Origin of the sequence: Streptomyces sp. NPDC092370, from assembly GCF_044755265.1 — a bacterium.
Taxonomy (GTDB): Bacteria; Actinomycetota; Actinomycetes; order Streptomycetales; family Streptomycetaceae; genus Streptomyces.
Map to the genome: position 1 here is coordinate 647,570 of NZ_JBIVQO010000001.1, position 12,271 is coordinate 659,840.

The 12,271-nt window shown below is 70.8% G+C and carries 10 protein-coding genes and 3 tRNA genes; 4 read left to right on the plus strand and 9 right to left on the minus strand.

Annotation, left to right across the window (positions count from 1 at the left end; all coding sequences use genetic code 11):
* Window positions 1–56: 56 nt before the first annotated feature.
* On the minus strand, window positions 57–1,505 hold the full coding sequence (locus tag ACIQHQ_RS02840; protein ID WP_402609418.1) for an FGGY-family carbohydrate kinase: 1,449 nt from the start codon (window positions 1,503–1,505) through the stop codon (window positions 57–59).
* A 147-nt stretch (window positions 1,506–1,652) separates the two neighbouring features.
* Window positions 1,653–1,958, minus strand: a complete 306-nt coding sequence (locus ACIQHQ_RS02845) for a YtxH domain-containing protein (RefSeq protein ID WP_402609420.1) — start codon at window positions 1,956–1,958, stop codon at window positions 1,653–1,655.
* Between the two features lie 160 nt (window positions 1,959–2,118).
* Here ACIQHQ_RS02845 and ACIQHQ_RS02850 point away from each other — a divergent pair.
* The 3 genes from ACIQHQ_RS02850 to ACIQHQ_RS02860 all read left to right on the plus strand — a co-directional run bounded on the left by ACIQHQ_RS02850 (window position 2,119) and on the right by ACIQHQ_RS02860 (window position 2,536).
* Window positions 2,119–2,191, plus strand: a tRNA-Asn gene (locus tag ACIQHQ_RS02850).
* Window positions 2,192–2,196: 5 nt separating this feature from the next.
* Window positions 2,197–2,269, plus strand: a tRNA-Asn gene (locus ACIQHQ_RS02855).
* Window positions 2,270–2,459: 190 nt separating this feature from the next.
* A tRNA-Ile gene (locus ACIQHQ_RS02860) sits at window positions 2,460–2,536 on the plus strand.
* A 749-nt stretch (window positions 2,537–3,285) separates the two neighbouring features.
* Here ACIQHQ_RS02860 and ACIQHQ_RS02865 read toward each other — a convergent pair.
* Both ACIQHQ_RS02865 and ACIQHQ_RS02870 read right to left on the minus strand, forming a co-directional pair.
* Window positions 3,286–4,755, minus strand: a complete 1,470-nt coding sequence (locus tag ACIQHQ_RS02865; RefSeq protein ID WP_402609422.1) for an APC family permease — start codon at window positions 4,753–4,755, stop codon at window positions 3,286–3,288.
* 76 nt (window positions 4,756–4,831) lie between these two features.
* Window positions 4,832–5,566, minus strand: coding sequence for a FadR/GntR family transcriptional regulator (locus ACIQHQ_RS02870; RefSeq protein WP_402609424.1), 735 nt, complete (start codon window positions 5,564–5,566; stop codon window positions 4,832–4,834).
* 685 nt (window positions 5,567–6,251) lie between these two features.
* Here ACIQHQ_RS02870 and ACIQHQ_RS02875 point away from each other — a divergent pair.
* Window positions 6,252–7,706, plus strand: a complete 1,455-nt coding sequence (locus ACIQHQ_RS02875; RefSeq protein ID WP_402609426.1) for an amino acid permease — start codon at window positions 6,252–6,254, stop codon at window positions 7,704–7,706.
* A 416-nt stretch (window positions 7,707–8,122) separates the two neighbouring features.
* Here ACIQHQ_RS02875 and ACIQHQ_RS02880 read toward each other — a convergent pair whose 3' ends face one another.
* The 5 genes from ACIQHQ_RS02880 to ACIQHQ_RS02900 form a co-directional block, all read right to left on the minus strand.
* Window positions 8,123–8,377, minus strand: coding sequence for a Txe/YoeB family addiction module toxin (locus tag ACIQHQ_RS02880; RefSeq protein WP_402609428.1), 255 nt, complete (start codon window positions 8,375–8,377; stop codon window positions 8,123–8,125).
* The gene (locus tag ACIQHQ_RS02885; protein ID WP_402609430.1) at window positions 8,374–8,637 is read right to left on the minus strand and encodes a type II toxin-antitoxin system Phd/YefM family antitoxin; all 264 of its coding nucleotides are present in this window, start codon (window positions 8,635–8,637) and stop codon (window positions 8,374–8,376) included. The genes ACIQHQ_RS02880 and ACIQHQ_RS02885 overlap by 4 nt, the downstream gene beginning before the upstream one ends.
* A gap of 363 nt (window positions 8,638–9,000) precedes the next feature.
* Complete coding sequence (uppS, locus tag ACIQHQ_RS02890) at window positions 9,001–10,890, minus strand: polyprenyl diphosphate synthase (protein ID WP_402609432.1); 1,890 nt, start codon at window positions 10,888–10,890, stop codon at window positions 9,001–9,003.
* A gap of 100 nt (window positions 10,891–10,990) precedes the next feature.
* Window positions 10,991–11,956, minus strand: a complete 966-nt coding sequence (locus tag ACIQHQ_RS02895; protein WP_402609434.1) for a YihY/virulence factor BrkB family protein — start codon at window positions 11,954–11,956, stop codon at window positions 10,991–10,993.
* 67 nt (window positions 11,957–12,023) lie between these two features.
* Window positions 12,024–12,266: a DUF6411 family protein gene (locus tag ACIQHQ_RS02900; RefSeq protein ID WP_402609436.1), complete on the minus strand. Its 243-nt coding sequence runs from the start codon at window positions 12,264–12,266 to the stop codon at window positions 12,024–12,026.
* Between the last annotated feature and the right edge of the window lie 5 nt (window positions 12,267–12,271).

Genomic DNA, 12,271 nt, shown 5'->3' on the forward strand with positions numbered 1-12,271 from the left:
TCCACCCGCGTTACCCCAACCGAATTAACCCAGCAGGCCCTCGAGCCGGTCACCGGTCAGAGGGCCCCGGGATGCGTCTGCTCCCGCACCGCCACGTACTGCTGCCGCACCGCCTGTCCCACGGCCAGCTCGTCCCCGGGCTCCAGCACCTGCGCCACCGCGCCCTGCCAGGCCGGCGGATTGCGCACGTCGAGCGTGCCCTGCGACGCCCCGAGCGCCCAGGCCGCCTGGCGGGCGGCGCCGATCGCCGCGTAGTCCGCGGGCTGCGGCACCACGACCTGCGTCCCGAACAGCATGGGTGCCGCCGCCTGCACGGCGGGCAGTTCGGCGGCCGGCCCGAGCAGGAACACCCGCCGCACCTCCACACCCCGGCCGCGCAGTACGTCCAGCGCGTCCGCGAGCCCGCAGAGCATGCCCTCGAACGCGGCCCGCGCCAGATGCTCCGCCCTCATCGACTCGCGCCTGAGCCCGGCCAGGGTCCCGGCGGTGTGCGGCAGATTCGGCGTCCGCTCACCCTCCAGATAGGGCAGCAGCACCAGCCCGTGCGACCCGGGGGTCGATTTCATCGCCAGATCGGACAGACTCTCCAGATCGGGCAGCCCCAGCAACTCCGCGGCCCCGCGCAGCGCCCGCACGGCGTTCAGCGTGGTGACGACGGGCAGGTGCATGCCGGTCGCGTCCGCGAGCGCGGTGATCATCCCGGACCCGTCGACCAGCGCCTCGGGGTGCACGGCCATCACGGACCCGGACGCGCCCAGCGACACCACCGCGTCCCCGAGGCCGATGCCGAGCCCGAACGCCGCCGCCATGGTCTCCCCGGTCCCCACGGAGATCAGCAGCCCTTCCGGCGTCGTACCGGCCGCGTCCGCCGGGCCGATGACCTCCGGCAGCATCACCTGGTGCCCGAGCGCCAGCTCGACCAGATCGGGCCGGTAGGCGCCCGTCGCCGCCGACCAGTAGCCGGTGCCGGACGCCCCGCCGCGGTCGGTGGTCCGGCGGACCGGCCGGCCCAGCAGCTGCCACACCAGCCAGTCGTGCGCCTGGAGGAGGATCGCCGTGCGCCGCGCGTTCTCCGGCTCGGTCCGGGCCATCCAGCGCAGCTTCGTGATCGGCTGCGCGGCCTGCGGCACACAACCCACCGCCTGTGCCCACGCCTCGCGCCCGCCCAGCGCGTCGACCAGATCGGCCGCGGCGACCTGCGTCCGCTTGTCACCCCCGACCATCGCCGGCCGCACGGTGTTGCCCTGCGCGTCCAGCGGCACGACGGCGTTCTGCTGCGCGGAGACGCCGATCGCCTGGACGCCCTCCAGCAGCCCGCCGCCCGCGGCCTCGCCCAGGGAGAGCAGCCAGGCCTGTGGATCGACGTCCGACGGCCGGCCGCCGCTCTCGGGAACCTCCACCGGATGCTGCGCATATCCCTGCCTGAGCACGGCTCCTGAGTCCGTGTCACAGACGACGATACGAGTGAAATCGGGTGAACTGTCCAACCCGGCGACTATCCCCATGGCCAAAATTCTGCCGTACCGCTGCGCCGGCTGGAGCCGTGGGCGCCGTGGGGGCTGGTGCCGGGTTGCGAGTGCAGGACTCGTGGTGACCGGTCGCGCCGTTCCCCGCGCCCCTTTCGGGGCGCTGACCTGCTCGGCATCAAACGATCACGTGTTGCTCGTGCCCCAGTCGTCCCCGCCACCGTTGTGGGTGGCCCGGTCGCGGAGCTGGCGGACCCGGTCCGCCACCGACTCGGGGACTCGGTCGCCCACCTTGTCGCTCACCACGTGGTACGCCTTGCCCGCGAATTCACGGCCCTGGTGGGCCGCCGTCTCCGCGGTGTTGCGGACGGCGGGGTTCTGAGCGAACTGCCGGGCTGACTTCTTCAGCTGCTCGTAGCGCTCGCGCCCGGCCCTCGTGCCCAGCACGTAACCCAGGACGACTCCGGCGACGAACGTGAGCCGGTAACGCATGGCTGCCACCCTTTCCTTGCATAGGTCTCCAGTGCGACGTCGGCGCCGGGGGGTACCGATTGGCGGAGCACCCCCCTGCTTGCGCTAATGTATGTGTCGCAGCGAACGCGCGCCCCCTGGCGAATACCCAGGTAGGTGCGTTCGATGCACAACGAGACCTTCCTCGGTAGCTCAATTGGCAGAGCAGCCGGCTGTTAACCGGCAGGTTACTGGTTCGAGTCCAGTCCGGGGAGCTCGGTCCTCCGTAGCTCAATTGGCAGAGCAGCCGGCTGTTAACCGGCAGGTTACTGGTTCGAGTCCAGTCGGGGGAGCAGGTTGAACGAGGGCCCCTCTCAGGGGTCCTTTTTCATGTCCGATCCGCTGTTCCGGGAACCGCGCGGCGCCCGGCGCAGTCCTCAAGGTCACGTAGGCCGTGCGCAGCCGCCCAGCCGAAGCAGGAGATCGTATGAGCGGCTATGCTGCGGCAGACGGCGCGCACACATGTACGCGACACGCCGCTATGGGGCGGTAGCTCAGCCGGTTAGAGCAGCGGACTCATAATCCGTCGGCCGTGGGTTCGAGTCCCACCCGCCCCACCAAGCAGGTCTGCGACCTGCGGAAACGTCTCAGCGGGCGGGCGGATTCGGGCCAACGGATTGAATCCGCTGCTCGCGAGTTCGACGCCGTTACGCTCGCCGTTCGTTCGGATTGCTCCGACCTGTACAAACGTGGTGGCCCACCATCGGGGCGAGTTGCCGCTGACGGCCTGTGCGAGCGGGTGGACACCGAATTCGGGACACTGGCAGGACGCAGGTAATCGGAAGTGGCTGCGCGGCGACCTTCGCCTATGCGGCCTCTGCTGTGAGTGGCAAGGGCTGACGCGGTGCGGCGGCCGGGCACCCGGGGACTGTGCAACGTCCGTGGCCTCGGCTGCCTCGAACCGGAAGACCTCCCGATGAGTCAGGACCGCCCCGCTGACGAGGCGACGGACGCCGTCCGACAACGGTTGGCGTCCCCAGGGCCAAGGCGTGCACGTCGTACAGGTCCGGCCCGTTGGCCGGACAGCGCGTGCCGTTGTCCACCAAGGGGGCGTCTTCCGCCTTCGCCCCGTGGGGAAGGACCACGACAAGCTGCTGGGGACGGCGTTCACGGCCGACAGGGTGCAGCCCTGGCCGACGGCGTACACGACTCCGCCGGTCACCGTCTGGTCCGCCCCACAGGGTGTCTCCGACCGGGAACGTCCAGCGCCTCTTGCCGGTCGCAGTGTCCTCCGGCTTCAGCCCCTTGTCCTCGCTGCTCACAGCACCTGGGCCGGCCCGACACCGGGGTCGATCGGATCCGTGTGGGCTCAGTCCGCGTCGGCGACGATGGAGCCGACGCGTTCGGCCAGGGTCGGGTCGCGGCGGACCAGGAGGGCCGCGTAGGCGACGGCGGCGAGCAGGGCGGCGATGGCCGCGTAGGGGAACCAGCTGTACGGCGCCGGCTGGCCGGGCTTGGTGAGGTAGTACAGCGGGACCAGGATGGCGACCGTGCCGAGTGCGGGCAGAAAGAGGTGCCGGACCGGCCGGAACTCCTGCGGGCGGTATCTGCGGTAGTACAGGGGCAGGGCGATGTTGGAGGCGAGGTAGACCAGCAGGATCAGAATGGCGCCGAGCGTCGAGGCCTCGGTGAAGAACACCACCGGGTTCATCGAGCGGCCGTCGGATCCCAGCAGGTGGCCCAGGCCCCAGCCGCCGATGATCAGCAGGGCGGTGGCGGTGAAGGTGACGATCGCCTTGTTCGGCGTACGGCGGATGGGGTGGACGTAGCCGAAGAAGGACGGCAGCAGCCCCTCGCGTCCGGCGTTGAAAACCAGGCGGGCCTGGGAGTTGATGCCGGCGATCAGCACGCCGAGGGTGGACGTCAGACCGCCGAGGTAGGCGAGGAGCGCCAGCACGCCGAGGGTGTCGTGGGCGACCTCGACGAAGGGGATCCGGGAGTCCCCGAGTCTGTCCACGTCGTAGCCGAAGCCGGTCACCGTGGCGTAGGCGAAGAGGACGTAACTCACCGTCATGATCGCAACGGAGGAGAACACCGCGCGGCCGACGTTGCGCCGCGGATTCTCCGTCTCCTCGGCGAGTGCCGCCGAGTTCTCCCAGCCGATGAGCATGTACACCCCCAGAGGGAATCCCGCCGCCAGGCCCTTGAAGCCGTCGTTGATATGGCCGGGCAGGAACGGATCCAAGGACAGCTGGCCCCGGTGTTCCACCAGTGCCGCGATCGAGACCGCGACCAGTACCAGCATCTCCGCGCCGAAGAAGTAGCCGGCCCACTTGGTGGAGACCACGACCCCGCGCAGCATCAGGGCCACGGCCAGCCCGGTGAGCAGCAGCGTCCAGATGATCCACGGCAGGTCCACGCCGGTGTAGTGGTGCAGAGTGATCTGCACGAACCCGCCGGAGATCGAGATGACGCCGGCCATGGCGATGATGTAGCCCAGTGCCGCGAGCAGCGCCGTGGTCACCGCGCTGACCGGTCCGAAGGTCTTGCCCACGAAGGTGATGAAGCTGCCCGCCGAGGGGTGCGCCCGGGAGAACTCCGCCAGCGTGTTGCCGAGGAGCGCGACCGCGAAACCGGCGGCGACGATGGTCAGAGGTGACGCCACGCCCGCGGTGGCGGCCAGGAAGGGGAAGCCGAAGAAGAAGCTCATGGCCGGGCCGACGTTGGCCATGGTGGCGGCGGCGATGTCCGCCATGCCGAGGACGCCGCCGCGCAGCCGCTGCGGAGCGCCGCCGACGGGATCCGGCGGGGACGGCGCTCCGGCTCCGGGGGTGGGCATGGGGCAACTCCTCGTGCGGTGTGGTGGCGTTACGGGTCCGCGTGTGCTCGCGGGTCGGGCCGGTACGGACCGGGTGTCAGCGGTGCCGGGAACGCTGGTGTGCCTTCACTGCCTGCACGGCCGGATCGGTCGCACCCCGACCGAGTTCGCGGAGCAGTTCGGCGTGGCAGCTGTTCTGTGCCCGTACCACCTCGGACTGCGGTGCCGGCGTCAGCAGGCACAGACGGCCGAGCAGATCGGCCGCGAACTCACGGATCCCCGGGCCGCCGAGGGCCTCCGCGAGGTCCAGATGGAAGCGGGTTTCCAGCTCGGCCATGCGTGCCGGGTCCTCGGGACGTTCCATCTCCTCGACCAGCGCGCGAAGTCCGTCCAGCCGCTCGGCCGGGACCTCTCCCGAGCCGTGCGCCACGAGGCCGCACTCCAGCAGCAGATGGAAAGCGTCCAGTGCGGCCGCCTCCTCGGCATCGTGCATCAGGGCCACGACGGTGTCCCAGTCCTGCGCGACGAAGGTTCCGCCCGTCCGTCCGCGCCGGCGGTCGAGCAGGCCGTCCTGACACATGCCCTCCAGCGCACGGCGCACGGTGATCTCACCGATCCTCAGTTCCTCCGCGAGAACCCCGGCATCGGGCAGCCGCTCCCCGGGCCGCACGGATCCCAGGCGTACCCGCAGCGCGATCCGTGACCGGACGAGATCGGATCCGCTCTGGCCCCCGAAAGGCAGCGCGCGGACCTGTCCCACGCCGGTGACCGAGGTCGTAGGAGCCGGGCCCGGCAGGTTGTACGGCCCGAACTTGCCCGCTGCATTCACCACGACGTCACCCTAACGGCCTGCTGATCGCGGTCGGGCCCGCGACGCCCGCGTGTGCCTGGCTGGGCTCGGGCCGGCCCTGGGCGAGGGCGGATGGGTTGCCGGAGGTTCCCGCGACGACGCCACGGTGCGGTGCATAGGGGCTCCCAGGGTGAGAGGAACCTCGGGAGGAGGTTCTGAATCAGCCCGGGACAGCCGGGGGACGGCACGGCACGGGCGTCGCGACGGCAGGAGCGGATCGCGATGCAGAAAAAATTAGAGCAAGGTGAACAGTTAAACAAGCCCTCGTTGTGACCGTCCGCCGACGAGGGGAGCGGGGCGGGGCGGCGGGTGGGCGTCGTAGGCATGAGCAGGGCTTTCGTACCTCGACGGGACCCGTCGGCAGGGCGTGAGGGGTGCGTGTGCGAGGCCTGGCGGGCCCGGGAGATGGCGCACGGATGCGGCGGGGTGGGCGAACGGACCCCTTGTTTTATTCGATCGCTCTGAACTATTTTCCTGAGCGCCGCCGGTACGACCGGTCCAGTAGGCACCGGGCCCGGAGGCCGCGGTCCACCATGCCCGGACCGCCACCATGATCGCCACCCGCTGGCCCGGCGCCCCGCAACCCGACGGAATTCACGCGGTCACCCCGTCCGATCCCGCCGGAACCTTTCCTCCCCTCCACCTGTGCCCTGGATGTGATGTTGAGATGGCAACACGAGCACCTGTTCCCGCCTCCGATTCGGTGACTGCCGACCCAAGCGCCCCAGGAGGATCCGGCCTGCAGGCCGGGCTGAAGAACCGGCACTTGTCGATGATCGCGATCGGTGGCGTCATCGGCGCCGGCCTGTTCGTCGGCTCCGGTTCCGGCATCGCCGCCGCCGGTCCCGGCATCCTGATCTCCTATCTGCTCGTCGGTGCACTGGTCGTCCTCGTCATGCGGATGCTCGGTGAGATGGCCGCGGCCAACCCCACCTCCGGATCGTTCTCCGCCTACGCCGACCGTGCGCTGGGCCGCTGGGCCGGGTTTTCCATCGGCTGGCTGTACTGGTTCTTCTGGGTCGTGGTGCTCGCCGTCGAGGCGACCGCCGGCGCCAAGATCCTGGCCGGGTGGATCCCCGGAGTCCCGCAGTGGGGCTGGGCCCTGATCGTCATGGTGGTCCTCACCGCCACCAACCTCGCCTCGGTCAGCTCCTACGGCGAGTTCGAGTTCTGGTTCGCGGGCATCAAGGTCGTCGCCATCGCCGTGTTCATCCTGATCGGCGGACTCGCGATCTTCGGACTGCTGCCCGGCTCGGATCACCCGGCATCCGGTTTCTCCAACCTGACCGCGCACGGCGGGTTCCTGCCCAACGGCCCAGGGGCGATCCTCACCGGCATCCTGATGGTCGTCTTCTCCTTCATGGGCAGCGAGATCGTCACCCTGGCGGCCGGCGAGACCGCCGACCCGCAGGCCGCGGTCACCAAGGCCACCAACAGCGTGATCTGGCGGATCGCCGTCTTCTACCTCGGCTCGATCCTGGTCGTGGCGTCGCTACTGCGCTGGGACGACCCGGCCATCCTGAAGGACGGCTCCTACGTCGCCGCACTGAACTCCATCGGCATCCCGCACGCCGGCCAGATCATGAACGCCATCGTGCTCACCTCCGTGCTGTCCTGTCTCAACTCCGGCCTGTACACCGCGTCCCGCATGGCCTTCTCGCTGGGCCGCCGCAACGACGCCCCGGCCGCCTTCGCCCGCACCACCGGGCGCGGAGTTCCGCAGTCGGCCATCCTGGCCTCGGTCGTCTTCGGCTTCGTCGCCGTCGTCTTCAACTATCTGTGGCCGGACACGGTCTTCCAGTTCCTGCTGAACTCCTCCGGCGCGATCGCCCTGTTCGTCTGGCTGGTGATCTGCTTTTCCCAGCTGCGCATGCGCAAGACCCTGCAGCGGGAGTCGCCGGAGAAGCTGGTCGTCAGGATGTGGCTCTACCCGTACCTGACCTGGGTCACCATCGCGGTGATCATCTTCGTGCTGGGCTACATGCTCACCGACACAGCCGAGGGCGGCGGCCGGGACCAGGTGGTCCTGTCCACCCTGGTGGCCGTGGGCGTGGTCGTCGTCGCACTGGTCCGCGACCGCCTGGGCCTCAACCGGTCGCACGACACCGCCACCCCGTCCTAGGGACGGGGCCCTGCCAGGCGGCAGCCCGCCCTCGACCGGCGGCGGCGGTGCGCCCCCCAGCATCGCCGTCGCCTTCTTGGGGAGGCCGCTGCTCGCACCAGACGCCGCAGGTCATGGCCACCGGGAGCCGGCCCTGTGGACGCCTGGCCGGAGCAAGTCCGGCTCGCAACCGCTGACTGATCAAGCCGGGAACAGCGACCGGGAGGCCCGGCTGAGGGTGTCCCGGATGTCGGCGAACCGCTGGCGGTGAGCGTTGGCTCCGGACGGTCGGCAGGCCCTGGCCTCCAAGGGCCCAGGCGGCGCCCGATGCAGGCTCGACCCGCGACAAGTCCGCGTTCTGCGGTGCTGCAATCCTGGGGTGGCGTCGCCTCAGCGTCATGCGCGCTTCGGGACCGGTGCAGGTTCTTCGGGCCGTGTCAGTAGTGGTATCGAGCCTGGACGATGATCAGCTCATCGTCGGTCGGCTTGTACACGAGTCGGTGCGTGTCGTCGATCCTCCGGGACCAGTAGCCCGACGGGGCACCCTTCAGGGGCTCCGGCTTGCCGATGCCTTTGAAGGGATCGCGCATGGTGTCGTCGATCAGTTTGTTGATGCGCTTGACCATCTTGCGGTCGTTCTCGGCCCAGTAGGTGTAGTCCTCCCAGGCGTGGGTCGTGAACGAGATCTTCACGCACGCTCCGCACCGGGGTCGATCAGCTCGCGATGCCGGGCTTTGCCGGCCTCCGCCTCGGCGATGGAGTCGAGCAGGCGACGGGCGTTCTTGGGAGAGCGCAGGAGGTGCACTGTCTCGGTCCACGAACTGAAGTCCTCTTCGGACATGAGGACGGCGTTCCCCTTGCGGGAAGTGATGTGAACCGGAGCGTGGTCCTCGTTGACCTGCTCGATCAGCGGGAACAGGTTCTGGCGCGCCTCGCTGGCGGTGATGGACATGCTGGCCGCCTCTCTTCTCGACTTGTACAAGATATAGTACGAGTCTTGTCGTGTCCACAAGGCAGCCCCCTGCCGAGCCCGGCACGCGTCAGCTCGGGATGGGGCGCCGAGGACATCGCTTTGCGGCCTCTCGCGGGGGATGGCTGAGATCTTCGGGTCTCCCCGCCCCGCCTTCCGCGGTCGAATACCGGTGGCACCGAATCACCTGATCGGAGGCCGGCTCGAAGAAGCTCGTCGCGAAGGACTCGTCGTCCGTCGGCCGTGGGTTCGAGTCCCACCCGTCCACCACGCCTTGTACGCGCGGAACCGTTTCTGGCCGCGAGTGCGCGAGAACGGCACCGCCGCTCCCCGGCCGCACCCGGTTCACTCGCCCGGGCCCGCTGCGGGAGCTGCCGAACGACGGGCTGCTGACGGTTTGTCGGCAGGGGGGACCGGAGTGCCGGAGGCCGTTCCCGACGCGGCCGGTGTCGCGCCGTGGTGGCGTTGGCGGTGGGTGTAGGCGGTGATCGCCTGCCACAGGTCGCGGCGGTCGGCGTCGGGCCAGAGCCCCGGAGTGAAGTGCAGCTCGGCGTAGGCCGTGTGCCAGGGCAGGAAGTTCGAGACACGCTGTTCGCCGCCGGTGCGCCAGAGCAGGTCCACGTCCGGCATGTCCCCGAGGGGCAGATGGCGTGCGAAGTCCTCCTCGGCGATCAGACCGGGCTCCAGATGACCGGCGCGGGCCCGCTGGGCCAGGGCGGCGGCCGTGCGGGTGAGCTCGTCCCGGCCGCCGTAGTCGATGCACATCGTCACAGTCAGTCCGGACCGGGCGCGGGTGGTGCGCTCCCGCAGATGCAGGAGATCGACCAGATCCGGAGGCAGACGCCCGGCGCGGCCGTGCCAGCGCAGCCGGACGTCGAGGTCGCGGAAGGGGTTCTCCGCCAGCTCGCCGCGCAGGAGGTCGAGGATCGCCTCGACCTCCTCGGGGTCGCGGCGCCAGTTCTCGGTGGAGAACGTATAGAGCGTCAGATGGCGCAGGCCGATCTCCAGCGCCCCGTGGACCATCTCGCGGACGGTGGTGGCACCGGCGCGGTGGCCCTCGTGCCGGGGCAGGCCGCGCTGCTGGGCCCAGCGGCCGTTGCCGTCCATGATCACGGCGACATGGGCGGGCAGCCGGCCCGGCGGGATCCGGGGCGGCTGCTCTCCACTGGGATGGGACGGCGGCTGCCGGAAGCCGCCGGTGGATGCCGGCCGGGCGGGTGCCGTTGACCGGTGCGGGCCGGGGCGGTGCCGTGGCGGCACCGTCAGCGGGGTCAGGCTCCAGGCCAGGGCCGCGCGGGTCCGGGCGGGGGCGAGGATACGGACCCGGACACGCAGCGCGGGCCGGGGCGGGGAGTGGAGGAGGGCCGGGCCGGCGGCGTCGACGGCGTCGAGCTGGGCGCGCAGCAGGGCGGCCATGGTGTCCAGGACCGTGGCGGGGCCGGGGTGCATGCCGCGGGTGAGGGCCTCCTGGGTCACCCACTGGCGGGCCAGGCCGGTCAGGTGCGTGACCAGGGCGGCGACGGCGGGGCTCCAGCGGCGCCGCACCAGGTCGGCGGCGGAGCCGGGGTGGCGGTCGAGGACCTCGGCGGGCAGCAGCAGGTCGCCCTGGGCGAGGTCGGCGGACAGGTCGGTGAGGATGTCGGTGAGCCGGACGCCGTCGAGGAACTCCTCATAGGCCTCCCGGGTGTCCAGACGCAGCGCCACCGGGACACCGGCCCGGTCGAAGACGGTGCGGACCAGTCCGAACCAGGGCAGGAGGTTGTCCCGGCCCCAGGTACGCCACTGCGTCCAGTCGGCGAAGCGCCTGCCGCGGGTGTCGTCCTGGACCTGGGCCATGGCGTCCCGCAGCTCGGACAGGTCCAGACGCCAGCGGCCGGCGGTGTCCACCAGGGCGTGGCGGATCGGGTCGGGGCTGGAGCCGGTGGGCAGTTCGCGGTGCAGGGCGGTGATCCAGGCCTCGACCCGGGCGGCCCGTTCGGCGGCGGGCGCGGTGCGGTCGTCGCCCAGATCGTCGAGCGCATTGGCGGCCGCCCACAGGGCGTGGAGCGCCGGGCGCAGGGCCGCCGGCACCAGCTGGATCAGCGCGTACTCCGCCGGGTCCTGGTCCTTCGTCCGGCGTCGGCACAGCCGGTAGGCCGCCCGCAGGGCCGGATCGGCGCCGGTCGGCCGTCCGGCGGTTTCGGGGGTCACCTGTCGGTCTGCCGGTGTGGTGGTCGCGGGAGACACATCGCTCACACCGAGGACGATACGTCCTGGTTGTGCGCGGTGATCACAGGGACCGGGCGCGCGTCAGCGATCCACCCCGCCCGGGGCCGCGCGGTGTCGGCCGGGTGCGTCACGGTCCCGGCCCCGGGTCCGGCCGCACCGCCTCGGTGATGCCGGCCCGGGCCGCCTCCAGCTGAGCGGCGAACGCGATGCCGAGGAACAGGGCCACACCCGTCAGGTTGGCCCACAGCAGCAGGGCGACGAAGGCCGTCAGCGGCCCGTACACGGCGCCGAAGGACCCGCTCTTGGCGACGTAGAGCGCCAGCAGCCAGGTGGCCGTGATCCACAGCACCAGATGGACCGCCGAACCGAAGGCCAGCCAGGTGTAACCCGGTTGGTCCCGGCGCGGCGCCCAGCGGAAGATCACCGCCGAGGCGACCCAGGCGAGCACCACGCCCAGCGGCACGTCGAGAGCGCGCCACCAGCCCAGCCAGGCGCGGGACCAGCCGAGGGCCTGCACCACCGCCCCGCCGACGGCGTCACCGGCCACGAGCAGCAGGAACCCCAGGACCATCGGCATGCCCGCGGCGACGGCGAGCAGCAGGGACCGGCCGTACTTGAACAGGAAGGGACGGTCGCGCTCGATGCCGTAGATGCGGTTGGCGCCCCGCTCGACCTGGGCCATCGCCGAGGCCAGGTTGAGGACGGCGAAGCCCAGGCCCAGCCACATGGCGACCGCACCCCAGACACCGGAACCGGCGCTGCGCTCGGTGCTGCCGAAAGCGTCCTCGATCAGCTTCGCGCTGGCGCCCGGGACGATCTGGCCGAGCGTGAGTTCGATGATCCGCCCCACGCTCTCCGTGTGCACGGTGGTGGCCACTCCGACCAGGGCGATGGTGAACGGCACCATGCCGAGGACCACCTGGAAGGCGAGGGAGCGCGAGTTGCTGAATCCGTCCGCGTAACGGAACCGGGTGAACGCGTCGATGAGCAGCCGACGGCCGCCGTAGCGCCGCAGCGCGGTGAACGCCTCGTCTCCGGAGAGTTCCTCCCCGATCATGTCCCGCGTCTGCGGGACATGCACAGCGGTACCCATCGAGAAGGTCTCCTTCTGCCGGCCCTGTGTACGGGACCAGAATGCCGGGCGATCCGGCCGCGGTGGGTCAGAAGGGCATGCGACCGCGCGTGCGGCGCCCGGCCGAGCCGCTGCGGCTCACGGCGCGGGAACTCGTGTGGAAGGGCTTGCTGAAGAGCCTGCCCAGGACACCGGGGGCCTTGCCGCCGGCGCGGGCGCCGGCGCCGAGGGAACGCTGGGTGCCGCGTTCGGGGTGGCGCGAGAGACGGGGGACGAGGAAGGCCAGGACGGCCAGGAGCACGCATCCGGCGATGACGGCGGCGATGATCACGAAGC

Bases quoted from the DNA above. Each gene is read 5' to 3' on its own strand.
- ACIQHQ_RS02865 (WP_402609422.1), bottom strand. From the start codon at position 4,755: ATGCCCACCCCCGGAGCCGGAGCGCCGTCCCCGCCGGATCCCGTCGGC.
- ACIQHQ_RS02875 (WP_402609426.1), top strand. From the start codon at position 6,252: ATGGCAACACGAGCACCTGTTCCCGCCTCCGATTCGGTGACTGCCGAC.
- ACIQHQ_RS02895 (WP_402609434.1), bottom strand. From the start codon at position 11,956: ATGGGTACCGCTGTGCATGTCCCGCAGACGCGGGACATGATCGGGGAG.
- ACIQHQ_RS02840 (WP_402609418.1), bottom strand. From the start codon at position 1,505: ATGGGGATAGTCGCCGGGTTGGACAGTTCACCCGATTTCACTCGTATC.
- ACIQHQ_RS02885 (WP_402609430.1), bottom strand. From the start codon at position 8,637: ATGTCCATCACCGCCAGCGAGGCGCGCCAGAACCTGTTCCCGCTGATC.
- ACIQHQ_RS02845 (WP_402609420.1), bottom strand. From the start codon at position 1,958: ATGCGTTACCGGCTCACGTTCGTCGCCGGAGTCGTCCTGGGTTACGTG.